The 24,303-nt window shown below is 34.9% G+C and carries 39 protein-coding genes; 35 read left to right on the forward strand and 4 right to left on the reverse strand.

What is annotated here, in order from left to right:
* The first annotated feature begins 144 nt into the window (after window positions 1-144).
* The 7 genes from H4J76_RS12555 to H4J76_RS12585 all read left to right on the forward strand — a co-directional run bounded on the left by H4J76_RS12555 (window position 145) and on the right by H4J76_RS12585 (window position 3,798).
* The gene (locus H4J76_RS12555) at window positions 145-558 is read left to right on the forward strand and encodes a hypothetical protein (protein WP_182230746.1); all 414 of its coding nucleotides are present in this window, start codon (window positions 145-147) and stop codon (window positions 556-558) included.
* Between the two features lie 125 nt (window positions 559-683).
* On the forward strand, window positions 684-1,370 hold the full coding sequence (locus tag H4J76_RS12560; protein ID WP_182230747.1) for an outer membrane beta-barrel protein: 687 nt from the start codon (window positions 684-686) through the stop codon (window positions 1,368-1,370).
* A gap of 117 nt (window positions 1,371-1,487) precedes the next feature.
* Window positions 1,488-1,907: a hypothetical protein gene (locus H4J76_RS12565; protein ID WP_182230748.1), complete on the forward strand. Its 420-nt coding sequence runs from the start codon at window positions 1,488-1,490 to the stop codon at window positions 1,905-1,907.
* Window positions 1,908-1,956: 49 nt separating this feature from the next.
* Entirely contained in the window at window positions 1,957-2,220 is a 264-nt protein-coding gene (locus tag H4J76_RS12570) for a hypothetical protein (RefSeq protein ID WP_182230749.1), read from the forward strand.
* Between the two features lie 114 nt (window positions 2,221-2,334).
* A complete protein-coding gene (locus tag H4J76_RS12575) occupies window positions 2,335-2,526 on the forward strand; it encodes a PspC domain-containing protein (RefSeq protein WP_070376741.1) in 192 nt (63 codons plus the stop codon).
* A 178-nt stretch (window positions 2,527-2,704) separates the two neighbouring features.
* Window positions 2,705-2,971 (forward strand): hypothetical protein, encoded by a 267-nt coding sequence (locus tag H4J76_RS12580; protein ID WP_182218402.1) that lies wholly within the window; start codon window positions 2,705-2,707, stop codon window positions 2,969-2,971.
* Window positions 2,972-3,399: 428 nt separating this feature from the next.
* Window positions 3,400-3,798 (forward strand): hypothetical protein, encoded by a 399-nt coding sequence (locus H4J76_RS12585; protein WP_182230750.1) that lies wholly within the window; start codon window positions 3,400-3,402, stop codon window positions 3,796-3,798.
* Window positions 3,799-3,803: 5 nt separating this feature from the next.
* On the opposite strand, the gene H4J76_RS12590 is transcribed toward H4J76_RS12585, so the two are convergent.
* Window positions 3,804-4,280: a hypothetical protein gene (locus tag H4J76_RS12590; protein WP_182230751.1), complete on the reverse strand. Its 477-nt coding sequence runs from the start codon at window positions 4,278-4,280 to the stop codon at window positions 3,804-3,806.
* A gap of 749 nt (window positions 4,281-5,029) precedes the next feature.
* Between H4J76_RS12590 and H4J76_RS12595 the strand changes: the two genes are divergently transcribed.
* The 24 genes from H4J76_RS12595 (at window position 5,030) to H4J76_RS12710 (ending at window position 18,085) form a co-directional block, all read left to right on the forward strand.
* Window positions 5,030-5,194 carry a hypothetical protein gene (locus H4J76_RS12595; RefSeq protein ID WP_182230752.1) on the forward strand — a complete coding sequence of 55 codons (165 nt, stop codon included), beginning with the start codon at window positions 5,030-5,032 and terminating at the stop codon, window positions 5,192-5,194.
* Between the two features lie 107 nt (window positions 5,195-5,301).
* Window positions 5,302-5,721, forward strand: a complete 420-nt coding sequence (locus H4J76_RS12600; protein ID WP_182230753.1) for an MAPEG family protein — start codon at window positions 5,302-5,304, stop codon at window positions 5,719-5,721.
* Window positions 5,722-5,829: 108 nt separating this feature from the next.
* Complete coding sequence (locus H4J76_RS12605) at window positions 5,830-6,033, forward strand: DUF3565 domain-containing protein (RefSeq protein ID WP_182230754.1); 204 nt, start codon at window positions 5,830-5,832, stop codon at window positions 6,031-6,033.
* A gap of 255 nt (window positions 6,034-6,288) precedes the next feature.
* Window positions 6,289-6,828, forward strand: coding sequence for a manganese efflux pump MntP family protein (locus H4J76_RS12610; RefSeq protein ID WP_070376747.1), 540 nt, complete (start codon window positions 6,289-6,291; stop codon window positions 6,826-6,828).
* A gap of 125 nt (window positions 6,829-6,953) precedes the next feature.
* Entirely contained in the window at window positions 6,954-7,277 is a 324-nt protein-coding gene (locus H4J76_RS12615; protein ID WP_182230755.1) for a hypothetical protein, read from the forward strand.
* 537 nt (window positions 7,278-7,814) lie between these two features.
* Entirely contained in the window at window positions 7,815-8,012 is a 198-nt protein-coding gene (locus H4J76_RS19965; RefSeq protein WP_259364962.1) for a hypothetical protein, read from the forward strand.
* Between the two features lie 166 nt (window positions 8,013-8,178).
* Window positions 8,179-8,712, forward strand: a complete 534-nt coding sequence (locus H4J76_RS12625) for a DUF1569 domain-containing protein (RefSeq protein ID WP_182230756.1) — start codon at window positions 8,179-8,181, stop codon at window positions 8,710-8,712.
* Window positions 8,713-8,910: 198 nt separating this feature from the next.
* Window positions 8,911-9,129, forward strand: coding sequence for a DUF6500 family protein (locus H4J76_RS12630; protein ID WP_070376751.1), 219 nt, complete (start codon window positions 8,911-8,913; stop codon window positions 9,127-9,129).
* Window positions 9,130-9,228: 99 nt separating this feature from the next.
* On the forward strand, window positions 9,229-9,765 hold the full coding sequence (locus H4J76_RS12635) for a GrpB family protein (RefSeq protein WP_182230757.1): 537 nt from the start codon (window positions 9,229-9,231) through the stop codon (window positions 9,763-9,765).
* 227 nt (window positions 9,766-9,992) lie between these two features.
* The gene (locus H4J76_RS12640) at window positions 9,993-10,592 is read left to right on the forward strand and encodes a LysE/ArgO family amino acid transporter (protein WP_182230758.1); all 600 of its coding nucleotides are present in this window, start codon (window positions 9,993-9,995) and stop codon (window positions 10,590-10,592) included.
* A 199-nt stretch (window positions 10,593-10,791) separates the two neighbouring features.
* Entirely contained in the window at window positions 10,792-11,043 is a 252-nt protein-coding gene (locus tag H4J76_RS12645) for a hypothetical protein (protein WP_182222630.1), read from the forward strand.
* Between the two features lie 133 nt (window positions 11,044-11,176).
* The gene (locus H4J76_RS12650; RefSeq protein ID WP_070376755.1) at window positions 11,177-11,530 is read left to right on the forward strand and encodes a hypothetical protein; all 354 of its coding nucleotides are present in this window, start codon (window positions 11,177-11,179) and stop codon (window positions 11,528-11,530) included.
* A 40-nt stretch (window positions 11,531-11,570) separates the two neighbouring features.
* Window positions 11,571-12,107 carry a TlpA disulfide reductase family protein gene (locus tag H4J76_RS12655; protein WP_182230759.1) on the forward strand — a complete coding sequence of 179 codons (537 nt, stop codon included), beginning with the start codon at window positions 11,571-11,573 and terminating at the stop codon, window positions 12,105-12,107.
* A gap of 90 nt (window positions 12,108-12,197) precedes the next feature.
* A complete protein-coding gene (locus tag H4J76_RS12660) occupies window positions 12,198-12,392 on the forward strand; it encodes a DUF4177 domain-containing protein (protein ID WP_070376757.1) in 195 nt (64 codons plus the stop codon).
* Window positions 12,393-12,526: 134 nt separating this feature from the next.
* Window positions 12,527-12,859, forward strand: coding sequence for a hypothetical protein (locus H4J76_RS12665; RefSeq protein ID WP_182230760.1), 333 nt, complete (start codon window positions 12,527-12,529; stop codon window positions 12,857-12,859).
* Between the two features lie 97 nt (window positions 12,860-12,956).
* Window positions 12,957-13,316 carry a hypothetical protein gene (locus tag H4J76_RS12670; protein ID WP_182230761.1) on the forward strand — a complete coding sequence of 120 codons (360 nt, stop codon included), beginning with the start codon at window positions 12,957-12,959 and terminating at the stop codon, window positions 13,314-13,316.
* A 266-nt stretch (window positions 13,317-13,582) separates the two neighbouring features.
* Window positions 13,583-14,023, forward strand: coding sequence for a GNAT family N-acetyltransferase (locus tag H4J76_RS12675; RefSeq protein WP_220466024.1), 441 nt, complete (start codon window positions 13,583-13,585; stop codon window positions 14,021-14,023).
* Between the two features lie 146 nt (window positions 14,024-14,169).
* On the forward strand, window positions 14,170-14,583 hold the full coding sequence (locus H4J76_RS12680; protein WP_182215892.1) for a hypothetical protein: 414 nt from the start codon (window positions 14,170-14,172) through the stop codon (window positions 14,581-14,583).
* Between the two features lie 220 nt (window positions 14,584-14,803).
* Window positions 14,804-15,001, forward strand: a complete 198-nt coding sequence (locus tag H4J76_RS12685; protein ID WP_259366447.1) for a DUF2798 domain-containing protein — start codon at window positions 14,804-14,806, stop codon at window positions 14,999-15,001.
* Between the two features lie 104 nt (window positions 15,002-15,105).
* On the forward strand, window positions 15,106-15,633 hold the full coding sequence (locus H4J76_RS12690) for a DUF1439 domain-containing protein (protein ID WP_182230762.1): 528 nt from the start codon (window positions 15,106-15,108) through the stop codon (window positions 15,631-15,633).
* 115 nt (window positions 15,634-15,748) lie between these two features.
* Window positions 15,749-16,000, forward strand: coding sequence for a GlsB/YeaQ/YmgE family stress response membrane protein (locus tag H4J76_RS12695; protein ID WP_070376763.1), 252 nt, complete (start codon window positions 15,749-15,751; stop codon window positions 15,998-16,000).
* Between the two features lie 135 nt (window positions 16,001-16,135).
* Complete coding sequence (locus H4J76_RS12700) at window positions 16,136-16,282, forward strand: hypothetical protein (protein WP_182215898.1); 147 nt, start codon at window positions 16,136-16,138, stop codon at window positions 16,280-16,282.
* A 535-nt stretch (window positions 16,283-16,817) separates the two neighbouring features.
* Entirely contained in the window at window positions 16,818-17,534 is a 717-nt protein-coding gene (locus tag H4J76_RS12705; RefSeq protein WP_182230763.1) for a riboflavin synthase subunit alpha, read from the forward strand.
* 83 nt (window positions 17,535-17,617) lie between these two features.
* The gene (locus H4J76_RS12710) at window positions 17,618-18,085 is read left to right on the forward strand and encodes an N-acetyltransferase (RefSeq protein WP_182230764.1); all 468 of its coding nucleotides are present in this window, start codon (window positions 17,618-17,620) and stop codon (window positions 18,083-18,085) included.
* A 162-nt stretch (window positions 18,086-18,247) separates the two neighbouring features.
* On the opposite strand, the gene H4J76_RS12715 is transcribed toward H4J76_RS12710, so the two are convergent.
* Window positions 18,248-18,430 carry a hypothetical protein gene (locus tag H4J76_RS12715; RefSeq protein WP_182215904.1) on the reverse strand — a complete coding sequence of 61 codons (183 nt, stop codon included), beginning with the start codon at window positions 18,428-18,430 and terminating at the stop codon, window positions 18,248-18,250.
* Window positions 18,431-18,835: 405 nt separating this feature from the next.
* Here H4J76_RS12715 and H4J76_RS12720 point away from each other — a divergent pair, with 405 nt between their 5' ends.
* Window positions 18,836-19,354 (forward strand): hypothetical protein, encoded by a 519-nt coding sequence (locus tag H4J76_RS12720; RefSeq protein WP_182230765.1) that lies wholly within the window; start codon window positions 18,836-18,838, stop codon window positions 19,352-19,354.
* A gap of 290 nt (window positions 19,355-19,644) precedes the next feature.
* Here the strand turns inward: H4J76_RS12720 and H4J76_RS12725 are convergent, their stop codons facing one another.
* On the reverse strand, window positions 19,645-21,030 hold the full coding sequence (locus H4J76_RS12725) for a lyase family protein (protein ID WP_182230766.1): 1,386 nt from the start codon (window positions 21,028-21,030) through the stop codon (window positions 19,645-19,647).
* 503 nt (window positions 21,031-21,533) lie between these two features.
* Here H4J76_RS12725 and H4J76_RS12730 point away from each other — a divergent pair.
* Window positions 21,534-22,223 carry a tetratricopeptide repeat protein gene (locus H4J76_RS12730; RefSeq protein ID WP_182215909.1) on the forward strand — a complete coding sequence of 230 codons (690 nt, stop codon included), beginning with the start codon at window positions 21,534-21,536 and terminating at the stop codon, window positions 22,221-22,223.
* Between the two features lie 207 nt (window positions 22,224-22,430).
* Here the strand turns inward: H4J76_RS12730 and dmeF are convergent, their stop codons facing one another.
* Complete coding sequence (gene dmeF, locus H4J76_RS12735) at window positions 22,431-23,366, reverse strand: CDF family Co(II)/Ni(II) efflux transporter DmeF (protein WP_182230767.1); 936 nt, start codon at window positions 23,364-23,366, stop codon at window positions 22,431-22,433.
* Between the two features lie 102 nt (window positions 23,367-23,468).
* On the opposite strand from dmeF, the gene H4J76_RS12740 reads away from it, so the two are divergent.
* On the forward strand, window positions 23,469-23,744 hold the full coding sequence (locus H4J76_RS12740; RefSeq protein WP_182230768.1) for a metal/formaldehyde-sensitive transcriptional repressor: 276 nt from the start codon (window positions 23,469-23,471) through the stop codon (window positions 23,742-23,744).
* A gap of 138 nt (window positions 23,745-23,882) precedes the next feature.
* A complete protein-coding gene (locus tag H4J76_RS12745) occupies window positions 23,883-24,233 on the forward strand; it encodes a hypothetical protein (protein ID WP_259366448.1) in 351 nt (116 codons plus the stop codon).
* The last annotated feature ends 70 nt before the right edge of the window (window positions 24,234-24,303 follow it).

Below are 24,303 nucleotides of genomic sequence, written 5' to 3' on the forward strand. Positions count from 1 at the left end.
AAGTATGTTATGTTTTATCATGCTAGCCTCTGTTTGATAATGTTGACACATATATTATGGCTCTGGTTTGTAAAACTAACCCACATTTAGAGGCTAGCACCTTGTGGGGAGTCATTGTGTCTATGCTGCAAGGAGTATTTAAGCATGAGTGATACTAAAAAAGACAATTTCTACTGGCCTGATGTATCAACAATAGAGTCTGCCAAAGCTGCTACCAAAGGTTCTATGTTCGTAGCATTATTTGTTGCTACAGTTACAGCCGCATTTGCCTTATATGGTATGTATAACGATCCCATTTTAGGAATTGATGCTTGGGCATTTGTCGATTCATTTATTTTTATACTTATTGCATTTGGTATTTGGAAACTAAGCCGATTCGCAGCAACGTTTGGTTTAATTTTTTATATTATCGAACAAGTTAGTATGTTTATAACTAACCCGTCAGTACCTTTCTTAGCGATTTTATTTATTGTGATCCTCATTGGTGGGGTAAGAGGAACATTTAGTTATCATAAGCTTAAAAATCAAACTGTAGAGGTTTCAGAACCAGTAGTATAATAAGACGTTCAAATAACAGCTGGCTGTTGTTCGTTCCTCAACATTTTAGCAAACAATTTTTGCCTGTTAGTAGGGCGTTAAGTATTTCTCTAGTTCAGAGTTTGTATTTATTTTAAAGGATGTAAATGAAAAAAAATATTATTGGGATGATTTTAACTTTATTCCCGTTATTTGCTTTAGGGGAAACAGTTTTCGTATCAGAAATACTTATCGGTAAATCCCAACATGAAATTAAATCGTTCTTAAATCCAAAAGTTTCAAATGAGAGCTATTCTGCAACTTTGAATGATAGTTCATTTGGGTTTAGATTCGGTGTTAAATTTTTCGATAATGTTTCAATTGAACTTGCTAAACATGATCATGGAAGTGTGGTTAATGAATTTACAGTTTATTATCCTACTTCGATCACAGGTGCACCTTCTGGCGGAGATTGCTGTTTAGGTTCTGAGCATGACTATACCGCAGAAGCAATTATACCTATTGAAATTGAATCTATTAGGTTTGGAATAAAAGGTGAAATAGAGTTAGTCACTAACTTTACTGTTAATGCTCGGGTTGGACTTGCTCACTGGTCATATAAAAACTATACGCCAAAAAAACTTACAAATTTTAGCCCTCCACCAGTTAGTGATGGAAGTGGAAATGATTTATATTATTCATTAGGCGCAGAATATAAGTTTTCAGAAGATTTATATCTTGGCATTGAGTACTCACTATTATCTGTAAATGAAAGCTATGCTGTCAATGATGTAAGTGGTTCTTTTAGCCATGATGTAAAAGATTTATCAATAGTTGCAGGTTGGGTGTTCTAAATACCTAAGCCACTCAAGTTGGACAAAAAACACTTGGCTATTTGTTCCATCATCGCTATTTTAGCCAACCAATTTTTTGCCTGTTAATTAGGCGTTTGTGTTAATCATGGAAAGTGTATGCGTATAGTTTTTGTTTTCATCCTCCTACTTTTTTCAGTGACAGTTAAAGCTGACAATATTAAACCTTTCACATCAGATGGGTGCAGTTCTTTCCCTGACGGTACATTTGATCATAAAGAGCTATGGTTATCTTGCTGCACTGCTCACGATTATGCTTATTGGCAAGGTGGAACTTATGAAGAGAGGTTGGTTGCAGATAAAGAACTTCATCAGTGTGTTTCAAAAACTGGCGAGCCACAAATTGCCAAGCTAATGTTAGCAGGTGTGCGAGTGGGAGGAAGCCCATATTTTCCTACGTCATTTAGATGGGGTTATGGTTGGTCCTATCCTCGCTGGTATAATGTATTAACTGAGGCCGAAAGAAAGCAGATAAAGTCGATCAAAAATGGTCCATATAAGGCATTCAAGCATGATTAATAACAGTCGGCTCTTAATGGGGCGTTATGTTGTAAAGGAAGGTTAGGCGTTGGCTAAATTTGAAATATCCATACAAATAATCGAAAGGGATGGTCCCTTCAAAGAGTTCAAGCAGGATGCTTCAATTGTTAATATTAAATTATTAAATTCGGTTGTAATAGAAAATGTACTGGTGATTTACCCTAATATAATTGCAGCTATTAAAGGACAATCTGAATTAACATTTGAGTGTTCTCAAATTTCATCGGTAATACAAACGGATTCAAACCTTAAGGAAAGGTTTAAAAGTCACTGGATATTTTTCGGCTTGTAACAACATAAGCTATTAAACACAGATAACAAACAGTTGGCCGTTCTCGTGCCCCACTTATTTTGGCCAACAATTTATCGCCACTTAGCTTGGCGTTATATAACTAGGAGTATAAAAATGGATTTTGGTAAGCTTCCTAAATCAGAAAAAAACATACTAGCAGGAGTTGCTGGTGGAATAGCTGCATATCAGGGGATTAATCCCTATAAAGTTAGAATCGCTTTTTTACTCACCGCACTATTGACTGGAGGCATCATTGTTATTGTATACACAGGATTAGCTTTGTGGATGCCTCCTCCTAATCGGTAATTACCAAGAAGGCAATAGAGTTAGCTATTAGTTATTTTTCATCAATCTAGCATAGTTACATTACAAGGCATTAATGCAACACTAAATAAAAGTTGGCTGTTGTTTGTACCTAACAGATTTAGCTCTTAACGTGGTATTATTTCTCTATTTTTATCGTAAATACAGGTGTGAGTTAAGTATGGTTCAAAACATTATAGTAGTGGCGTTATTAACTGGGTCCATAGGGTTAATGCTATTGGTTATAGGTTCTATTTTTGCTGCTATTGTAGCTCTGGGAAATAAACAGCACTTATTTGGTTGGTCTGTATTTTTGTGCTTTCCTCTTTCATTAGTTTATTGTGCTATGAATTGGGACAAAGCCGCATATTCTGGGAAAATGGTTTATTCAGGGGCGTTTTTGCTCGCAGTAACGGCTATTATTTTGAAAGCCGGTGGTGTGATTTAGAGGGGCATATAATAAGTCTTTCGAATGGGGGATTAACTATTTTTTAGCTCACTCAGGTGACTTAATAACTATGGAAAGCGCTTTCACGCAAAGTAATGATAAAACATGGCAGTATAAAAACGCTAAACGTGCTCAAATTTTTAAGACTAAAAATAATCCTCGACTCTATTTTATCGGATCACTTAAGCGGTTCCATACTTAATATTATATCGCCTTTATTGTCTGTGGATCTAAAAAATAATTTGTACACCTTATTTAAGTTACCCTTAAAAGCAGTTTAATTGTAATGTTTTTTTGAGTGAAGGTTGGGTTATTAATTATTCTAGCATTGGTATAAATGCAACATAGCTCGCTTTTCTGAGGTCGTTGAGCATTTTAGCTAATTAATTTTTGCTTGTTATAGGGCGTTATATATTAAAGGAATGATATTGGAAATTTCAAAGTATGTTGTATTAGTCTTTTTGTTAAGTGGTTGTACTGTGTCCAATCATAATTTAAATAATGGGCCAAATGCCTTAGGTGGTGGATTTTCTGACAATAAGCTTCAGAAAGGGCTTTATTCTATTGTAGCAAAAACAAATTTTGCCCCATGGAGTGACCATAAGGCTGCTCATAAAATCTTTAATCGTAGAGCTACGCAGTTATGTGGTATCGCTGGTTTTACCGCAATTGAGCTTGTAGAAAGAGAGTTTGAACATATTCCCAGAGACCTTCCCCCTAAATATATCATCTCTCAAGTTAATGGTTATGTCATTTGTAAATCATCAAATTTGACTATTAAAGAAGCTGAAAAATTAATTCAAGCTTCATATGCAGTGAGCTTGTAAGTTGTTTAAACGGATGTTTTGGGTGAACTGATTAATCTAGTAAGTCCCAGTCCGGTTAATACGAATGCAAAAAATAAAATATGAAGCCACAATTTAGGGCCAATTTCAGTGTTCAACTCAGATAAAGACGTAATTGATGTAAATTGTCCTGTAGTTATCAGTTTTACAACCCATTCATTGGCAGGGGTTGCTGTAAGTGTTGTTAGCCATCCTAAAATTATTACTTGCGCAACACTTACTAAATATGAAGCGTTAAAGTTATAAATAATGCTAGCAATAAACGTATAAAACACAGATACGCTACTATGTACAAGCCATGATAATGCAATGGCGGTAGTTTCATTATAGTTACCTACGTTTATATATGCTGATGCGTGTCTTGAAGTTAACGTAAGCATTCCAAATAAAGGTTGGATTACAATAAAGGCAATACTAGAAAAAATGCCAATTAAAAATATATTGGTGAAATTTTTGGTGTTCATTTGTTACTCTTGGTGTGTTTTGATAATTACTAGACATGTTTAAACGCTTATTAATTTCGAACAAAAGTATATTTTTGTCAGGTGACGGCCTAACAAGTTATGCTAAAAAGAGCATGTTCCCATTTAATTTAACCAAGTTAACATATTTGAAAAATGGCAAGACCAAATAGCATTAGATAATTTTCGTGACTTAGGCTTAAATAGTAAGATGTTTTCGTTAGTTGAATCATTTGATGTTAAAGAATATGTCATCAATAAGTAAGCTACATTATTGACAGATAAACGTTGTTTTTTTTGCCAGACATTCCATTAAAAATCAGTAACTAATGGAATGTTTTTTTAGGAGTAAGTCTTATGAGTTTCGTTATAGATATATTTGTTTGGTTATTAATTGAGACTATATTTGGATTTATTTTTTATACGACTGGCGGCTTGATTCTAAAAATACTGACCTTGGGTCAGTTTAAAATAGAATTTCATGATTTTGCTTCTTTTAAGAAGATAAGGTCTAAAAAAATCAATTTAATCTGTCTGTTAGGAATATCCTTTTATGTGCTATCCATTGTGTTAGTGGCTTATCTAAACAATTAAAATATAATAAAATACCAAGTATAAAAATAACCGTTAGCTATTTACTCCTTCATCGACTATTTTACCATCAATAACTTGCTTTTTAATGGAACATTATTTGTCTCTATAATCGTCTGTTTAATTTTAGTGTCTTTATTTATAGATTGGAGTGAATAATAATGGTGATCTTATTTATTATAAGTTTAATCAGTATGGTTTTGTGTTTTTATGTAGCTAAATACCGTAATGCTAATAAAACATTATGGGTGCTAGCTGCACTGCTTGTTGGTCCATTAGCGATCCCTTTTGTTTTCTTTTCTAAGCCGGTAGCCGCAAACAAATAACGTAAAATTTTATTTTTTATATATAACAAACCATTGGCTTTTTTATTCCTCGATATTTTAGCTAAGCATTATTAGTCTTTTAGAAGGCGCTAGGTGAATTTTAAAATATGACAGTTATCAATGAATACGCTTTATTTGGACCATTATTATCTTATGTTTTATGGGTAGTCATTCTGTATGTATTACTAACAATAATACGTGCTCCAAATATTTGGGGTACTGTTGAAAATACAGATGATTGTCATCCCTTTTTTAACTTAGAGAAAAGCACTAGCGCTAATCTCTCAAATCAATTTGAATGGCCGGTATTATTTTATGTTATCTGTATCATTTTAATTGCGCGGCCCGATTTATATCAAAGCGCATATTTATGGGCTGCTTGGATGTTTGTTATCGGACGTGTGGTGCATAGTATTGTTCAGATAGTTTCAACAAACATTCGCCTGAGAGGCAGTGTATTTAATATAAATTTTTTAGCGGTATTATTTATGTGGGGAATTTTAGCTTTAGATATACTAAGCAAATAAAATTTATTTGATATTATATTTAAAACTTGGATGAGTCCTTGGTCGTTGTTTTTTACTCTGTTATTTAACGATTATTTTTCACCTCTAAACAAATTGTGATAGGTATTAATGAATCAATCTATTGTCGGTTATCATAAAGATGAAGAAGATGATTGGGTCGCTGAATTAAAATGTGGTCACTTTCAGCATGTCAGACATAACCCTCCTTTTATAAGTCGCCCTAGGGTAATAACAGAAAAGGGACGCGATTCGTTGTTAGGCCACCTATTAAAGTGTAAAAAATGTGACTTAGGGCAGCCATCAGATCTATAATAACCTTAGCACTTATTCTCTCTACGCTAGATGGTGAAATGAGTGCTTAGTAAGATACCTAGCAGGTTTTATTGGTCTAATTAGTCGATTAGGTGGCTTTTTTACAACTATCGTTTTAAGGCTCGGACCTTGAACTCTATAACAACCAACAAAACAGTGTATCTTTTATTCTAGTCAACATTCCTTTATCTGTAATTTACTTTTAATTTTGTGTTGGTTTTTTTATGTTTTTTTATTTAACGGTCGAATTGCTTGATGAATGAAGTATTAATTTTAGCTGTGGCATTGAGTATGGACGCTTTTGCAGTATCAATTGGCTTAGGGGCAAAACACAATAGCAAGGTTACACCTTTGGCATTAATGTCAGCAGTATATTTTGGGCTATTTCAAGGGGTGATGCCTTTATTGGGTTATCTTGGAGGACGAGGAATACTAGGTTGGATGGAGTCTTATGCTACATGGCTAGCCTTTTTATTGCTTTTGCTCATAGGTGTTAAAATGATTTATGAATCTTTTTCTGAAGGCATAGAAGATGATATTGTAAAAGTAACTCATCGCGTTATGCTAATACTTGCCATCGCTACCAGTATTGATGCCATGGCAGCTGGCTTTACTTTTACCATTTTAGCTGTAAATCCATTCGTCGCTTGCTTTATTATTGGTAGCATGACTTTTTTCTTCAGTTGGTTGGGCGTGTTAATTGGCGCTAAAACGGGTACTTGGTTAGAAAGTAAGGCTGAATTCTTGGGTGGTGTCACTTTGATTTTAATAGGCATAAATATCTTATTAAATTAGAGGGTTGATCGGTATTCAACACGTTTACAATGAGCGTTCACACTTGATTCGCGCCATTTCTTATAAATATAGCTAATAATTACTTATCCTTGGGTAGGGTATTTATCTTTGTTGAGGTTAATAAAATGAAAAGTACACTAAAAAAGGTATCAGAGATTGTCGCTAAGGCGAATGACTCGTTCTACAACCAATTTGATAATGTTGATACATTGATGGGCATAATGGATAAAAACCTACGTAACCAAGGCATGAAAGCTGATGCGATTACCATTGATTGCATAGCCCAGAACAAGAAGATCGTGGTACTCATCCATGATGAGAAGCCTGATACTATAGAAATAGCATTGGGTAGCAAAGAAGGTGATATTTATTCGTCGGCTGAATACGCACTAAATGAACTGTCAGAGGCTGTTATTATAGACATTATGGAAAAAAACTTTATCTCATAAGAAAATCACACTAGCTAATTAAAGCTAAAGTAGCCTTTTGCTAGCGCTAGTAAACTGCGCTTAGTCGCTTAGCGGAGGTTATATTTACTCACGGTGCTAATTAAATGATTTCCTGCTTGTTTGAGTTCTTTTTTGTGGTAACTTTAGCGCAGTAAAATGGGATTATGTTTGCTGGACTTCACCTGTAGATCTTATTAATAATTGCTGGGCAGCCCAAAATTCCAGGGTGATGCGGTATCAATAATTTCTCAGTAAGGGGTATTCACATATCCTTGCAAAGAAATATCGTTTGCTTCGTCCTAATACTTTACCTAATACTTTACCTGATATTCTGACGCTTAATGTGGCGTCATACCCCTAGGAGTTTACTTGATTTCACGACTTAACAAAAAAACTTTGATTCGATGGAAGGTCTACATAGATAGGTCGAAAATGTATATTGGATATGTACAATTCCTCCTGATAATTTTCGTTTTTATTAAATCACTAGGTGATAATTTTGTCACTGAATTTGTCTTTACAAGTCCAATGATTGCAGTGCCAATTATATTGTTCACTTTCGTTTTATTGTCGTTGATTATTGGTTACCTTGATTCCAGACTCGGCTTTCGTGAAGAAGAAATAAGGAACCATTCTAAATCTAACCCTGTGTTAATGGATATTCAAAAGTCTCTTATAGAATTAAATATTAGAATGGCTAAAATGGAACAAGAGAGAAAGTCGAACGATACTTAATGTTTTTACTTTAAGATCGATTTAAATAATAACTCTTATAACAGAGCCAACATAAGTCATTCAAGTCGGGAAAATTTTAGCTGTGCTTTTTTGTCTAGGACGGTCAATAACCTTTAGTTCACTAAACTTAGCCTCCTATTGGGAGAATAATTTTTAAGGATTTGAAATGAAACGTAGACAGTTTGTTAAAGCTTCACTGGTAGGTGGCGGAGTTATTTTAGGAGTAGGTGCCGGCGCATTTACCCTGATTAAAGAGGGCAATAAAAATAGCCTTACTGTAGAGATGGCTTTAAAAAATCTAGATGATTTATCTGATGAAAGTCTTATCCACCAAGGCGAATGGAACCCATATCAAATATTTACCCATTGCGCACAAAGTGTAGAGTTTTCAATGTCTGAATTTCCAGAACATAAATCGAATTTATTTAAGAGTACGGTTGGTCAACTCGCATTCTCGATTTTTGCATCTAAGGGTAAGATGACACATGACTTAGGAGAGCCTATTCCAAGTGCTCCAATTATTATTAAACATCTAGACTCAGCACACGCACTCATTCGTTTAAAACAATCTCTGCTCAACTTTAGCCGTTATCAGGGGATTCTTGCGCCGCATTTTGCCTACGGTGAGCTATCGAAAGCGGAGTATGAAATAGCACATGTCATGCATTTATATAACCATCTTCAAGAGATAAAGACTTAACAATGCCGTGGTCAAGTCACTAAAATCACTCAAATTAATGTTAAGTGCTTTGTATAGTTTCTGTTAATTGAATCTAAAATAGAAACGTTAACTGACTCATCAGGTATTTGCATAGATTGATGTTTATAAAAGATAAAGCCGTTAATATACCTTATAGATCTGTGGGTTAATGGTAAATTTAAAGGCGATGAGTAAACAATGAAAGCAGAGTTACGATTAAAAATTATCGACGTTTGTAATAAAAAAATAGCGAGTAATGGTGACAACGTTGGACTATCATTTTATGCCTTTTTTGCTAATAAAAATGAAACACCTGAACTACTTATGGAAGTTGCAACATGGTGGATACAGACTCACAGATTAGATCATTTCGTTAAGGCTATTAAAATTAAAACCATGGTAGAAAATGGTTTGTAATGGAAGATAACCAATCGCATAATTGATAACATTTAACCCCAATTTTTTCACTGTACTTAATATAATAATCGACTGTGATTTTGCACTTGGTGAGGTTTAATGACAAAGGAACTACAAAATATCAGTCAAGCCGCAATCGTTCTTGAAGCGTATAATCCATCTTGGGATGATAAATTTGCAGCAGAAAAAAAACGCCTAATAGCTGTTGCAGGTGATTGGCTTTATGGTTCTGTTGAACATGTAGGTAGTACTGCTGTTCCGGGCATGATTGCTAAACCGATAATAGATATAATGTTTGGCGTTAAGTCTTTGGAACTCGCTCAACCTGCTATTATAACGCTTGTCCAAAACGGTTATAAATATTGGCCTTATAAGCCTGAAGTTATGCATTGGTTTTGCAAACCTTCAGATGAATTTCGCACACATCACTTACATTTGGTGCCGTTTGAAAGCCCACTCTGGAATGAACGTTTAAGGTTCAGAAATTTATTACGTTCAAACTCAGTTATCGCTAACGGATACGCAAATTTAAAACAAGAATTAGCCATTACTTATAAAGACGATAGGGATGAATACACTAAGAAAAAGTGGCCGTATATTCAGCAAGTTTTACATGAAAATAAACTCACATCATGAAAATGATTTTACAATGAGTGCTATCTGAAAAAAATATTTAATCTATACAAGAACAAAGCCTTCGGGTTAAAGCAAGTATCTCAACACGCTATGTGCCTAATAGCCGCACAGTGGCATTCGTAAACTTTAAAGTTTACTTAGCTGCTAACAAAAGCTATTTTATTGCCCCCTGTATAAAGGGTTAATCGTAGTGTTTGATTTTTATTCAACTAGAAAAGATAATTTATATGACAACTTTTTTCGCAGGATTTTTTCTTAGCCTCTCTCTTATCCTTGCAATAGGTTCTCAGAATGCTTTTGTTTTGAAGCAGGGAATTAAAAAACAACATGTTTTATTAATTTGTACTATTTGTGCTATTTCTGACGCCATTTTAATTTCATTGGGTGTTGCAGGTTTTGGCGCTATTGTAAATGAGTATCCTTTTATTGAAACGTATGCCCGTTATGGCGGTGCTTTGTTTCTTATTGTTTATTCTGCACTTAGTTTTAAGTCAGCATTCAGTCAACGTCATGTCTTAACACCAGAAGCTAAAGTACAGCATTCAGTCTTAAAAACGATTGCTATCTGTCTTGCTTTTACATGGTTAAATCCTCATGTTTACCTCGATACTATGGTGCTTTTAGGGAGCATTTCAACACAATATGAGGGAAAGCAAATTGAATTTACCTTAGGGGCAATTTCAGCTTCATTCACTTTCTTTTTTAGTTTGGGTTATGGAGCAAGATTTTTAGCCCCGCTATTTCAACAACCAAAGTCATGGCAAGTGCTAGAATTTATTGTTGGACTTACTATGCTCATCATTGCTTTTACGTTGATTTTTAGTTAAAAGGTATACTTAACAGTGAATTGACTATTGGCTGCCAAGGGAAATGTGTGTATCTCATCACAGCAATAGGTCTATTATTAACTTTTGTTGGTTTGGGGCTTAAAGGCTTAGTTAAACAAAAAATAGTTATTATAATCTTCTCAATATTTTAGCTAGATATTTATTGCCTATAAATGGGCATAATCAGTAAAGGTATTATATGAACGCGTGTGAATTAATAAAATTATTATCTAAAAAAGGGACTGAAGATCTATCAACTTCATTACAGTGGATAAAACCGATACCTGAAGAGGGTGCTGCTTTAGTTGAGAAAATAGACATGGCCTTAAATATTGTTAAATTTTCTCAATCTAGACAAGCTGAATATGGAGGGGTAAAATCCTCAAACAATCACTTAGACTCTCTAATACGTTTAAGGGCTGAACTTAACAGTATTCTTGAGAAAACCTAAAGTAAACTAGTTAAACTTAACGATAATAAATTAAATAGGGCAGGCAATAACGCAAATAGCTGTGCTACTAATTTGGCATTTTGCCAATGATAATATTACTCTCTACTGAGAGCGGATGAGCAAAGGAATGCAAATGATTAAATTGAATCTTTATAAATATAGTAAAGCCTTATCGTTAATTAGTTTAATAGCGGTTACTTATAAATATTGGGGGTTTGGTTTTTGGGAAGCTATTTTTATTTTGCTCCCTTACCTGCTGGTATTTTTGCTTGCAAATCGAGCCGCTTATAGTAGCCCTTTGTTAATAGGGTGTAGGGCGATAGCTGGCGTTATTGTTTCACTATTATGCGCAGTATTATTATTTGGCATAACGCCTTCTGCTCAAGCAGGTATTGGATTTATGTTTGTTGTTGTTATTCAGTATGGTGTTATTTTCGTGAGTGAAGCACTCATTGGTTTATTCACTTATCAGGCTGATGACAAATAAGACTGGTTAAGCAGCGCTAAATAAACATTGGAGTACGACGTTGAAAAAATGGATGTTAATTTCTTTACCTATATTATTTTTTATTGGCTTTGCTGGGGCAAACTACCTGGGCTTTTTATCGCCATCTTTTACATCTGTTGTAAACAAGCCCATTCAAAGAATAGATTTAATAGACCTTCAAGGAAGTCGTCATTCTTTTGATGAACTTAAGGGGAACGATACCGTTATTTATTTTTTTGCTTCGTGGTGCACTCCTTGCTACAAATCTTTAATGACGCTAGAGAAAGTGACCGCTAATAAGCAATTACCCATTAATTTATTAGCTGTTGCCTTGGATGATGATATTGATGAAATTAACCGCATGTTAATTAAAACTGGTTTTACGGGTAAAGTGTGGATAGCTAGTGAGGGCACAATGGCCTTGCAGAAACGTTATTTTGGAAACGAAGGGCGTGCTGTTCCTTATGTAGTAAAGCTTGATAGAGACACAAATATTATCGAGAGAAGCTATAAATTAAATCAACTTACCCAATGGCAATCAGTTTTAAGGGATGGCGTATCTTTAAATAAAATATAGAATTTATAAGCAACAATTTAAGGGCGGGTAATAAACCTCCTTAGTTAAGTTTGAGGCCGGCATTATTGAATTATTTTGAGGATAAAATTGATGAAACAGTACAAATATAAAATAGTAGATACCAGAGATGTTGAGACAGCAGGACTGTTTAAAGGGAGAAAACGAGAAGATGTTGAAAGTTATCTCAATACACTTGGCAGTGCTGGTTGGGAACTGGTTAACGTAGATTTTCGTGAACTTGAAGGTGGTCTTGAGTTCGCAGGCGTAATGAAAAAAGAAATTTAGGTCATTTACAGGTCTAGAATACTTGACCCGTTTACTATCACTTCATAGCACTGGCGACGTTATTTAACTTCGTTGTATTATTTAGCTTACATTACTTCGCTGATTATTTGGCGTTATACAAAATAGAGAGTTTGGTGGAAAATTCAAAGACTAGGGCTTCAATAAGCTTCAGGTTCAATCGATTAGATAAGATGCAAGCCTTTACACTCGAGCGAGAGATACTAGGCTCATTGTGCGATAAAAATGTTGAAAATAATGTTTATGTTGTTTGTGTACCCTTAACAGACACTAACTTCGACGACATTAGTGACTATTATGTCCGACAAAGAGTTAATATTGAAGACTGTGATATATTTGTATCGGTTAGCTCGGTTTCAGGTACTAAATGCTTTGATATACCTGTGATAGTCAATCGCATGCTTAAATATATCGATTGTAAATTAACCTTTGCTTTTACTGTATTATAAAGACTTTAAAACAAGTGAATCAAACGGATAAATGACAGTTGAGGGCCCGTCTATTACAGACCGCAACTTTAGCGACAAAGAACGATAGGGAGATCGAATGAAAACACTATCATTTATACTATTAAGCTTTTCCTTGTCTTGCACTGCGGCAGAGGATTTTTTGAATAAGTATGCGGTTAATATTGATGGCATGCTTATGAGTAAGCTATTACCCATAAACGAAATGGATACGCTGACCCATGAATTTGAACCTGCCATCACTTTTAATTGCGGTGTTAGCAGTCGAGTTTACGCGCTCGATGAGCAGCTAAAATTTAAATTTGAAAACGGTCAGTTAAGAGTTGTTTCAAGCTTTGTCTCAACCGGCAATATAATATCTTATACACCACTAAGAGCATTAAGTGGTTTTGCATTTCGTCCCGCTTTATTTAAAGGTTATTATTTTATTTCTGAGTGATTTTGCGATATAAGTCATTGAGAATGAGTATTAAGAGGGCTGTTTTTTGATTCATTCCAAACAAAAAAAAGGCTTTAATTGACTTTTTATCAAATGCTTAAGTGATTTTTGTTAAGTTGAAGCAGAAGCTAAAATAGTCTTTGATGGATAAGTGTTAAAAAACGTAATCGATAGAGTAAATAAAAATCATTAAAAATTTAAATTCAAAACGCATCGAATTAATATCATCATCAGCCGCTCATCTTCACATTGAACTTGAAACACCTTTGTTACTTTCTGAAAAATTAAATGCATCTGTTTCAAGCGATTGGCCTAGCGGTGAATATGACCGAGATGCAATGGAGTTTTTTCTTTCTTGTTTCGAAAAAGGCGGTAAATTAGCTGAAGGTTGGTATGGCTGGTATGCTATAAATATTGCCGTTTCAGGAGAAAGAACTCTCGTGGGATCAGGTGGATATTTTGGTCCCCCAGATAGTAATGGAATAGTTGAGATTGGCTATTCTGTGCTACCTAGTTGGCAATGTCGTGGCTATGCAACAGAAATTGTTAACCTGCTCATTTCTCATGCCTGCTCCTTCGAAGAAACCAATAGTATTATTGCTCATACTGCACCCGAAAATAAAGCGTCTAAAAAAGTGTTGATTTCTAATGGTTTTAGGGAAGTTACAATGAATGATGGCCTGCTGAGTTTTGAGTATACTCGTTAGATTTATTGCTTTAATTGCAGTTGATACTTTAGGTAAAACCAGCGCTTTATAGTGCAACGACTAAATTTGTTACGGTGAGTTGTGTGATATATTTTAATCAACTAATTTATCCCTTCAAGTTTTCGATTTTTAAGGAAATTACCTTTATGGATTTAATAAAAATTATATTACCTATCGCTTTAACGACATCGTTGTTGTGTCATGCTGAACAGACCCCATTAGAGCGATCTTTATCGCAAGAGTTAACTAAGGCAGTTACTAAAATTAACGCTAAAGGTGCTCAAATAATTGATGAAGAAACAAGACTTGATTACGCAGCAACATTCAAAAATTTCATTATCTATAATAACACTATGATAAATTACAGTGCTGACCAACTTGATGTAAAGGCTTTTGAACCAATTATTGAGAAAGTGTTGATAGGTACATTATGTGCGAATAAAGCGTTAGAAAGTTTTATCAATTTGGGGGTAATAATGGTGTACCGCTTTCACGGTAAAAATGGTTTATATATAACAGAACTTTCAAAAGATATGTCTACTTGTAAAAAAATACAATAAGCTGTTTAAATAATGGCAACCTTAGGTTCTTTCCCTGATAGATATTTTATAAATAATTAAATTACCGGCGAAGCTAATAAATGAACGGGGTTATTTAGCGCAAAGTTAACAGACATAAAAATTTTCTTTTTAATCTCAGCAAAACACTGAGTCTTAGAACAATCTATGAGTATTTAAGATGATTTCACGTAAATATCACAAAGTTGTATTTTCTTTTTTTATGGCGTTACTTATGTCCTGCGTAATGTCTTTTGTTATTAGTGTGTTTAACGTAGGTATGGTGACGAATATTGTTCCTATATGGTTAAAAGCGTGGAGTTTCGCTTTTATCTTTGCCTTTCCAACTATTTTAATTATATCTCCTATTGTACATAAATTGGTGAGTTTTGTTTTACACGAAGAAGAGCATAATATTTAATATATGATTTAGACGAAAATAATAGTTGGCATTTATTACGGTGTCGTTTATTTTTAGCTAGATGATATTTTGTTTAAAGTGTTGTTATTTTTTAAGGAAAAGTTATGTTTCGAAGCATTATGTTTGTTTTTTTATCGCTACTGAGTCAGTTTGCTGTTGCGTTAGATTACACACAGGAAATCACAGAACAAGAGATACAAGAAAAAATATCAGCTTTTATGCCAATCGAAAAAAAGAAATATTTTGTCACTGTTACCCTATCAAATCCTACAATAGATTTACTAAAAGAAAGTGATGAAATAGGTATTCGTGCAAATATTGACGCTAGTGCTCCCGGTGGAATTAAGGGTAGCGGTGAAGTAATGATTAAAGGCACATTAGATTATGAGCCTAAAAAAGGTGAGTTTTATTTTAAAAACCCTACAATTATTAGTTTAGCCATTGATAAAGTTCCTAAAAATTTCACTCCAAAAATACAAGATATTGCGCAGGCCATGCTTTCAAAAGTGATGGCCGTTTATCCAGTTTATAAATTTAAAGATGATAATGTAAAACACAAATTAGCCAAAGCAGTATTGAAATCATTGGAAGTAAAAGATGAAAAATTAATTATAACTCTTGGTGTGTTTTAAATTAACAAACAGTTGACTAGTGTTGTTTACTGTAGATATAGCCAACTTATATTTTACGATTGTAATGTGACAGATTGTCGCGCATTGAAAAAGACTTAATAGCAGAGGTGAATTTATGGATTTAACAGAATTGGTGATATTTTTAGCTATCGGTGCTTTAGCCGGATGGTTAGCGGGAAGGTTAATGAAAGGGGCTGGCTTTGGCTTACTCGGTAATATCGTTGTTGGCATTATAGGCGCAGTGGTTGGTGGCTTTGTCTTTGGCTTACTTGGTATATCTGCTGGCGGAGTCATTGGTACAATTGTTACGGCGACTGCGGGGGCGGTTATATTGATATTTGTTGTTGGCATCATTAAAAAGGCCTAATAGCCTGATACGACAGATGAAATAAAAGCATTATCCCTTAATTTTATCTATTATAATGGTAATCAAGGGCGCAATTATTCCGAGGATGCCGTATTATTCATGCTAGAAATTTAAGATACCCATAGGAGAATACGAGTGGCTAAGCAAAATTACTCTTTCGAAAAGCGTCAGAAAGAAATAGCTAAAAAGAAAAAAAAGGAAGAAAAACGTTTGAAAAAATCAGCTGTGGAGGAGGTACCGTCAGAAGACGAGCAAGTTGTCTCTGAAAATGACGATAAATAACACCTGATAGCTTCATACTTGAAGTCATTAAATAAGGTTGGCTTTGCTATTTTTTTCAAATTTTAGCCAACTATTTTAGCTTATATAACTTGTGTTTACTGATAAGTGTTATTGCAGCGTCTTTATTTTTATCGTTTTCTTTTTACTCACCGGTCGTGTCTCCAGTACAGCATTAAATAAAAGAGCTCATAATAATGCCAAAGCAGGCGATTACTATGAATTGTTTGGTTAACCTGATGCAACTAAAGAAGAACGAGAGATGGCTATGGAAAATCTTGAAAATTCATACCGTATTGAAACTATCTTATTTGATTTATTATTTGGTCACAGCGAAAAATAAAGTATAGTTTTTGATGTTTTTAATTAAATATGCAGATCGAAACTTCTAACCATTCAATGCCTCAACACAATTTGATATCCTTAAGTGATAACATCAAACTGATTGGCATAGCTTATCCGACAATAACGTTCATTTTTTTCACTGCTTAACAATGTATGAGTATTAAGCGTGTTGCTAATTAAAGAAGAGATATTTATGTTTACAGGAATAATTCAATCGATAGCTAAAATTATCGATATTACAGATGAAAAGGGTATCAGAACTTTTGTTATTGATTTCAACAAAGGTTTTTGCACTGATCTAGAAATAGGAGCAAGTGTTTCTGTCGACGGAGTATGTTTGACGGTTACTGAAATAGTGTCTGAAGTTAGGGTCAAGTTTGATGTAATGCTACAAAGCCTTTTAATAACGACCCTCAGCGAATATGGAAAAAATACTTGTGTCAATGTAGAGCGAGCAGCTAAAGAGGGTGCTGAAATTGGTGGTCATCCTCTGTCGGGGCATGTGGACTTTAAAACCCCTATTGTCAACATTACTCACATAGAAGACAATTATTGTATCCGTTTAGGTTTGTCAAAAGAATGGAAGCGCTATGTCTTTCCAAAGGGCTACATTGCCTTAAACGGAGCTAGTTTAACCATTTCTCAAGTGAATAAGACAGAGCAGTGGTTTGAAGTTTGGTTAATTCCTGAGACTCGAAGGATGACAGTGTTTGAGGCTAAGACTGTTGGCGAAAATATTAACATAGAGATAGAACGTGGCACTCAAGTTGTTGTTGACACTTTACGCGATACACTGGAAGAAAACCTAGGGGCTTTACTGCCGTTATTTGAGAAAATTCTCTCTGAACAAGGCATTGATATGAATGCGTTAGGGCATAAAGTAAAATCCCCAATAAATAAAAACAGCTAAAATAGTAGGCTATTGCTACGTGATATTAGCCGTTTTAAACGGCTAATATTTAATTGATATTTAAGTGTGAATGTAGAGTGTTTATGGATAACGAACTAGTCATTAGGGAAGCAAAATTCAGTGATCATTCGTTTATTTTTAAACTTTCACCTATTTTAGCTGACGTTGCTCAGTTATCTTGGCATTCTGACGATGTTATTCAAAAAATGCAATTTGATTATATTGCTGAAATGCTTGCTGAATCATCACAAGCCAACGTTACCTTTATCGCTGAAATAAGTGATGTTTCTTTGGGGTTCATTCATGTTAGAACCCATAAAGACAGTATATCTGGTGAGATGTGTGGAACAATACCTTTGTTGGCTGTTTCACCTGAGTCACAGGGTTTAGGTGTTGGTAAGATTTTAATTGGGTTTGCTGAGAAATGGTCTAAAAATTTAGGGTGCAGGTTACTGCATCTGGAAGTTTTCGCTAATAATAAAAAAGCAAACGACTTCTACCAAACGTTAGGTTTTAAACCTGAAACGGTGCAGATGATTAAAACGATATAGGTTGTTATATTTTTAAAACGTAGTGACGCTACTGGGTCGTTCACTACGTTTATTGAGTGTTTTTGAAAGCGGTTACTATCAATTGATATAACTTAAGTTAAGCCACTTTGTGATTCTCAGCGTTTATTGATCTGTTAAACGGCTGTGATCGCACTCACCTTGCTATATTTCAGTTGCAGAGGCTACTGTCGTATATTCATAGTTAAATGCTCTGACTTTCTTACCTGAGTCAGCTATAAATTCTACGGTAGTTGAACGGGGTAATATCAATACTGCCTCGTATTCTTCACCCGTTAAAAAAGTGTCATTGCCACATACTAGGTCTTGAGTTAATTTTATCCGCATTACTAATCTTCGCTATGTTAAATTAATTTAACTTATCATATCATCTTTTTATGAACATATTAGTGCAAAAATTCGTCAGGCTGATTTCAATGATAATTTTGGCTAATATGCTAAGAATAATCAGCCATTAATATACAGAGATGGATTTGCGAATTGTTAACATTTAAAGATTAGAGTTTGATTATACTGTTAGCTAAGCTGGCAATTATCGATTTATTTTCACTAGTCGATGACTCTAAGACTTTTTTAAAAAGCCGATATGGCCGTGAAGCTTTTAAATTTTGTCAGGTCAAATGTTAATAAAATATCAAGCAACAACGTCGTTGAAAATAAATATTTATCGCGAGGGCATCATTATAGCGGTAGTATGGAAAATTAACTAAAGCGCAGGTAAGGCAACTTTATATGTCATCTAGAGTAAGACTGATTCTTTCGGCGGGGATCTCATTTTGTTTTTATTTTGCTTGGTCATATTGGGCGAATGGTTTAGTCAGTGAAGATCAATCACTAGTGTTAAGATCGGCAGTTGTGCAAGGAACATTAAGCGGCACGATTACTATTTTATTTACTTTTATATTAGAAAAATCAGTGTCGAAATTTGGGCAAAGTTATCTTTCATTAATATTTGTTGTGCCTATCATCTGTACAGTGTTTTCTAAAACAAAACAAAACATCGCCATTTTTAGAACCTTCAGAAATGCCTTAGACCGCTCGGCTAAGTATTTAAGTAATAACGCTATACCAGGTACTTTGTTAGCACCACTTTTACCTATAGCGATTCAATCTAGCATTGCCATTGGTGTTAACTTTATTAACCAGACGCCTAATTTATGGTTAACGGTTACACCTAGTATAATCATTACCGCTATTTATGGTTATGTGTATACCTTCACTTTACTGAGTAAGCCTGCTGAGCCAGCTTGATTAGCTAACTCGATTATTTATAAAATTAATTAAATTATATTTTCCGATTAAATTTAGCCTACAGTACTATCTGGTTAATTATTGGCAGATATTGAAATATGTTTACTGTCTTTGATTTTTAGTTTTCTTACTGAAAATAACATTGAGTTAACCCATTTCAATAATGAACGATTAACGAGTTAGTAAGCTTGGTATATCATCTTAAATAACGACTAATCGATGAGTTAGAACTCCGTGATCACCTCTAAAAAGATCACGGGGAAAGTTTTCTTTATTGGGAAAGCTACCGGTTATTGGGTTTTATTAACACCACCAATTAGCTGTTTAGGATCTAATCTTGCCATAAGCTCTGCTTCACTAATATTGGTTAGTTCGATAGCGACATCTATTACGGTTCTTTTTTCTAGGTATGCTTTTTTAGCAATCTCAGCACTTTTTTCATAGCCGATCAATTCAGTTAACGCGGTTACTAAAATTGGATTTTTTGCTAAATTTTGCTTAATTTCGTCATGATTCACGCTTATATCTTTGATAACTTTATCAGCAAGTGCGTTAGCGCTTGAGCTGAGTAGTTGAATACTTTGCACTAACGTATGAGCGATTAAAGGTAGCATGGTATTAAGTTGGAAGTTGCCAGATTGTCCTGACAACGTAATGGTTGTGTCATTGCCGATGACTTGTGTGCAAGCCATTAAAACCGCTTCAGGGATCACTGGGTTGACTTTCCCTGGCATAATACTGCTACCTTTTTGTAGTTCAGGTAATCGAATTTCATTTAATCCATTTAATGGTCCACTGCTTAGCCAGCGAATATCATTGCTGATTTTACTTAAACTAACCGCGGTGGTTTTAAGAATACCGCTAATGCATACCGCTGTGTCTTGTGCACTAATTGCCCGAAAATAATTATCGGCAGGCATGAAGGTTAAACCGGTGTTCTCGGTTAAGGTACGAGTGACAATAGTGGCAAAATCTGGGTGTGTATTAACTCCAGTACCTACAGCTGTGCCGCCAATGGCAAGCTTGTATAAACTTGGTAAGTTATTTTGTAGCTGGTCATAGGCATAACTCACTTGAGCACTCCAACCACTTATTTCCTGAGCAAAACTTAATGGCATTGCATCCATTAAATGAGTACGGCCCGTTTTTATGGTGTCATGATGCTGACCGGCTTTGTTGTCTAAGGTGTTACGTAAGTGTTCTAGCGAGGGTAATAACTGTTCAGCGATAAGTTTTGCTGCACTTAAGTGGATACAAGAGGGGATCACATCGTTAGAACTTTGTCCCATATTTACATGATCATTAGGGTGAACGTTTATGGTTTGATTACTTTTTAACTTAACTAATGAGGCAATCACTTCATTTGCGTTCATATTCGTGCTGGTTCCCGACCCTGTCTGGAAGACATCTACGGGAAACTGATTATCGTGGAAACCATCCGCAACTTCTTTGGCAGCCAATTGAATTGCTACAGATTTATCTGCATCAAGTAGACCCAGTTCTTGGTTCGCTTGTGCAGATGCGCTCTTGATTGTGCCTAATGCCCAAAGGAAAGCGCGTGGCATTTTTAAATCGCTAATGGTGAAGTTGGCTAATGATTTAGCTGTTTCATTACCGTATAAACAGGCAGTTATATGCTTTTTATTAACTGTTGTTTTATCGTCTTTTTGTTGCATTTAGTTAGCCTTTTAAGTATCACGCACATTAATCATAGGGAAAGGTCGAAAAGAGTCTATTGAATAGGGTTATTTCTCAAATATTAGTTTTGCCTTAACCGCTTTAGGTAATTAGCATCATTCAATTTTTCTCTCTGATACTGTGCGAATAAGTTTATTTGCTCTACATTAAGACTACAGGTTACCGTTTTATCTTGCCAATTTAAAGACGCTAATTGTTTAGGTGCAATAAGTACCTTTTTACCGCCGGGCGAGCAATTACAGGTATCAAAATAATTGTGGCAACTAAGGCCCATATAGAACTCGATAGTTGCTTAAAATATTTTCTAGCAGACACTTAAATTATTTATGGCTACTACGCAAAAGTCGTTAATTAAATTAATTTATAAATACCATTGTTATATTGTTATATTGTTATATTGGTATATTAAATTTATTCAGATTTTAACCATGAGTTAAGTCTGGTTCTATAAAACTTTTTTTACTTTATATGAAGGAATAATATGAAAAGTATCAAACTATTAGCGGGATTTTTAATTGGTTGTTTTTTATTTAATGCCAATGCGGAATCAGCAATAAACTATAGTTATTGTGAGCGCGATTGCAAAATGGAATATAACTTTTTTAAGACATATGCTAGAGAAGGTTCGTCTTTGGCAAACTTAGCGATGGCAATCATGAATTATAGAGGTCATGGGCGTGAAATAAATATACCTTTAGCCAATAAGTTACTGATCCGAGCAGCCAGAGATGGTGAGCCTGGTGCAATGTATCAACTTGCTTATAATATGATGTATGGTTTACACATGGAGCAAGATCTTGAAAAAGCACTCGTTTGGTTTAAAAAAACCGAAAGGTTTAATGTCTTAAACACTAAACGTAATGTTAGTTTGCTAACGCTGCTTTTAAATGAAGAGCAAGTTGAAAAACGACCTTCAATAAAAGCATTACTGAGTAAAGCGAGCCAAACAAAAGAAGAGCGGTTGTCTAACACAGAAAATGATGATGGCATCGAGCATATTGCAGTGACTCATCAGTTCTACTGGGATTATATTTTGTACAATGCCGAGCTGCAAACTTGCACGGTAAAATGTTTACCAACGTCATTCAATACCCTAGTTCCTTTAATTCATGTTGTTAACGAGCAAGCACTGTTGAATGAATTAACATTAGCGGTTAGCGCTAAAATTTAATAATCAATTAATAGCTAGATATTAACCATATGCTGTCAATGCTATGGGCAATGGTTATAAAGCTTATCTCACATTAGCAACCCTTTTGGGGCTGCTAATGTGGCTGCATTTTAATTTTAAGGATGAGAAACATCGTAAAAGTAAATTTCAACTTTAACCGCTATTACATCATCAAGTCATAAAATTACCGATGTTTATCGCTTCAAGTTAGGTCATGCATTCACTTTGATCATGGCGTATTTCAATAGATATGTGTGATAACTGTGGTAAAAATCCTTTTAAAATACGTTCATATTCGTTTGAATCTAAAGGCTCGGCAGAGGTTACTTTAAGAATTGCTGCTTGGTGTGCGCTTGCTATTTTCCAAACATGAATATCGTTGATCACGCTATTTTTTTCACTTAATACCGCTGATATTTCATCCATGGTTGATTTCTTTATCGATTTATCAAGCAGTACTTCACTTGATTCTTTAATTAATCCATAAGACCAACGCAAGATAACGATGGCACCGACAATCCCCATGAGTGGATCCATCCATAATAAACCAATATATTTACCCACCAATAAGGCAACAATCGCTAATAAAGAGGTGAGGGTGTCGGCCAGTACATGAAAGTAGGCGGCTTTCATCGTATGGTCGTGCTGGTGCTGGTGCTGGTGCTCGTGGTTGTGGTCATGGTGATGGTGATCATCATGTAAGATGAAAACAGAGGCAACATTCACCACTAACCCTATAATTGCAACAACGATTGCTTCGTTAAAATGAATTGATAGCGGGGCTGACAATCGCTGAGCAGATTCAATTATCATCATCAATGCGACAATCGCTAATGCAATTGCACTGGCAAAACCACCTAAAGAGTTTACTTTGCCTGTTCCAAAACTAAAGTCTTTATTACTGGCATGCTTTTTAGCATAAGAGTAAGCAAAAATAGCAATAAGAAAAGCGGCAGAATGAGTGCCCATATGCCAACCATCAGCAAGCAGAGCCATAGAACCAGACCATGTACCAGCAGCAATCTCAAGTACCATAATGATGGTTGTTAGCCAAAAAACAATTTTTACTTTATTTTCATGAAGCTTACTGTCAATACCAAAATCGTGCGAGTGTTCCCACTGAATACCACTATCTTTTTTCATTAAATATCTCCATCGGTTGCTTAATGCAGTTAGTCATAGCATCAATATATTTTTTGAAATATACTATACCCTAGTATACTACAATTCAAGTAAAGGAAATTTATGTCACATACTGCCGCCGGAAATAAAAAGCTGCTTAGTCGTGTTAGACGAATAAAAGGCCAATCAATTGCTCTAGAGACTGCTTTAGAAGGAGAGCCCGATTGCATGGCTGTTTTGCAACAGGTTGCTGCAATAAAAGGTGCGGTTAATGGTTTGATGAAAGAAGTGCTAGAAGCTCATTTACGAGAGCATTTAGGTGCGGAGGATATGACAAAAGAGCAACGATTAGTAGAAGTAGAAGATGTTATTTCTATTCTTAAAAGTTACTTAAAATAATCACCGTAATCAACACCGATGAAAAGTAGTGATTAATATTTTTTATTGAATAAAAAAAACAGTTATGTAATCATTTATTATCATCATAATATTTTGTTGGCTACTTTGAGATTTCTTTTCCCTAAAACATTAATAGTATTGTTCGTATGTTTGGCCTTTGTTGGTCAGGCAATGGCGTCTACTAGTATGGCTTATCAAATGATAGGTATGAAGGTAATGAATGCGCAGCCACAAGATATGTCTATGATGGATCACAGCGACCACATTATGGCTAGTGACTCAACTGAGCAGTCAGAAAATACAAAAGAAGATTGTTGTACGTCTTCATGTAAATGCTCTGCTGGCGGTTGCTCTATGGTTATCGCATTTATCAAAGGTGTTGCAGGTAACGGACCTGTCGCTAATTTTTCAGCTAAGATCTTTTCTTCTTCTAGTTTGGCTTTAAGCCAACAACCAGCATCTTTGTACCGCCCACCAATATTAAGCTAAATACAGGATAAATGCCTCCAAATTTTGGACCATTTATATCATTACTCTTGTATTAGGCTCTTTTGATATT

Source organism: Colwellia sp. BRX9-1 (genome assembly GCF_014077195.1).
Taxonomy (GTDB): Bacteria; Pseudomonadota; Gammaproteobacteria; order Enterobacterales; family Alteromonadaceae; genus Colwellia_A.

Bases quoted from the DNA above. Each gene is read 5' to 3' on its own strand.
- H4J76_RS12555 (WP_182230746.1), top strand. From the start codon at position 145: ATGAGTGATACTAAAAAAGACAATTTCTACTGGCCTGATGTATCAACA.
- H4J76_RS12560 (WP_182230747.1), top strand. From the start codon at position 684: ATGAAAAAAAATATTATTGGGATGATTTTAACTTTATTCCCGTTATTT.
- H4J76_RS12565 (WP_182230748.1), top strand. From the start codon at position 1,488: ATGCGTATAGTTTTTGTTTTCATCCTCCTACTTTTTTCAGTGACAGTT.
- H4J76_RS12575 (WP_070376741.1), top strand. From the start codon at position 2,335: ATGGATTTTGGTAAGCTTCCTAAATCAGAAAAAAACATACTAGCAGGA.
- H4J76_RS12580 (WP_182218402.1), top strand. From the start codon at position 2,705: ATGGTTCAAAACATTATAGTAGTGGCGTTATTAACTGGGTCCATAGGG.
- H4J76_RS12590 (WP_182230751.1), bottom strand. From the start codon at position 4,280: ATGAACACCAAAAATTTCACCAATATATTTTTAATTGGCATTTTTTCT.
- H4J76_RS12595 (WP_182230752.1), top strand. From the start codon at position 5,030: ATGGTGATCTTATTTATTATAAGTTTAATCAGTATGGTTTTGTGTTTT.
- H4J76_RS12600 (WP_182230753.1), top strand. From the start codon at position 5,302: ATGACAGTTATCAATGAATACGCTTTATTTGGACCATTATTATCTTAT.
- H4J76_RS12605 (WP_182230754.1), top strand. From the start codon at position 5,830: ATGAATCAATCTATTGTCGGTTATCATAAAGATGAAGAAGATGATTGG.
- H4J76_RS12610 (WP_070376747.1), top strand. From the start codon at position 6,289: ATGAATGAAGTATTAATTTTAGCTGTGGCATTGAGTATGGACGCTTTT.
- H4J76_RS12615 (WP_182230755.1), top strand. From the start codon at position 6,954: ATGAAAAGTACACTAAAAAAGGTATCAGAGATTGTCGCTAAGGCGAAT.
- H4J76_RS12625 (WP_182230756.1), top strand. From the start codon at position 8,179: ATGAAACGTAGACAGTTTGTTAAAGCTTCACTGGTAGGTGGCGGAGTT.
- H4J76_RS12630 (WP_070376751.1), top strand. From the start codon at position 8,911: ATGAAAGCAGAGTTACGATTAAAAATTATCGACGTTTGTAATAAAAAA.
- H4J76_RS12635 (WP_182230757.1), top strand. From the start codon at position 9,229: ATGACAAAGGAACTACAAAATATCAGTCAAGCCGCAATCGTTCTTGAA.
- H4J76_RS12640 (WP_182230758.1), top strand. From the start codon at position 9,993: ATGACAACTTTTTTCGCAGGATTTTTTCTTAGCCTCTCTCTTATCCTT.
- H4J76_RS12645 (WP_182222630.1), top strand. From the start codon at position 10,792: ATGAACGCGTGTGAATTAATAAAATTATTATCTAAAAAAGGGACTGAA.
- H4J76_RS12650 (WP_070376755.1), top strand. From the start codon at position 11,177: ATGATTAAATTGAATCTTTATAAATATAGTAAAGCCTTATCGTTAATT.
- H4J76_RS12660 (WP_070376757.1), top strand. From the start codon at position 12,198: ATGAAACAGTACAAATATAAAATAGTAGATACCAGAGATGTTGAGACA.
- H4J76_RS12670 (WP_182230761.1), top strand. From the start codon at position 12,957: ATGAAAACACTATCATTTATACTATTAAGCTTTTCCTTGTCTTGCACT.
- H4J76_RS12680 (WP_182215892.1), top strand. From the start codon at position 14,170: ATGGATTTAATAAAAATTATATTACCTATCGCTTTAACGACATCGTTG.
- H4J76_RS12685 (WP_259366447.1), top strand. From the start codon at position 14,804: ATGGCGTTACTTATGTCCTGCGTAATGTCTTTTGTTATTAGTGTGTTT.
- H4J76_RS12690 (WP_182230762.1), top strand. From the start codon at position 15,106: ATGTTTCGAAGCATTATGTTTGTTTTTTTATCGCTACTGAGTCAGTTT.
- H4J76_RS12695 (WP_070376763.1), top strand. From the start codon at position 15,749: ATGGATTTAACAGAATTGGTGATATTTTTAGCTATCGGTGCTTTAGCC.
- H4J76_RS12705 (WP_182230763.1), top strand. From the start codon at position 16,818: ATGTTTACAGGAATAATTCAATCGATAGCTAAAATTATCGATATTACA.
- H4J76_RS12710 (WP_182230764.1), top strand. From the start codon at position 17,618: ATGGATAACGAACTAGTCATTAGGGAAGCAAAATTCAGTGATCATTCG.
- H4J76_RS12715 (WP_182215904.1), bottom strand. From the start codon at position 18,430: ATGCGGATAAAATTAACTCAAGACCTAGTATGTGGCAATGACACTTTT.
- H4J76_RS12720 (WP_182230765.1), top strand. From the start codon at position 18,836: ATGTCATCTAGAGTAAGACTGATTCTTTCGGCGGGGATCTCATTTTGT.
- H4J76_RS12725 (WP_182230766.1), bottom strand. From the start codon at position 21,030: ATGCAACAAAAAGACGATAAAACAACAGTTAATAAAAAGCATATAACT.
- H4J76_RS12730 (WP_182215909.1), top strand. From the start codon at position 21,534: ATGAAAAGTATCAAACTATTAGCGGGATTTTTAATTGGTTGTTTTTTA.
- dmeF (WP_182230767.1), bottom strand. From the start codon at position 23,366: ATGAAAAAAGATAGTGGTATTCAGTGGGAACACTCGCACGATTTTGGT.
- H4J76_RS12740 (WP_182230768.1), top strand. From the start codon at position 23,469: ATGTCACATACTGCCGCCGGAAATAAAAAGCTGCTTAGTCGTGTTAGA.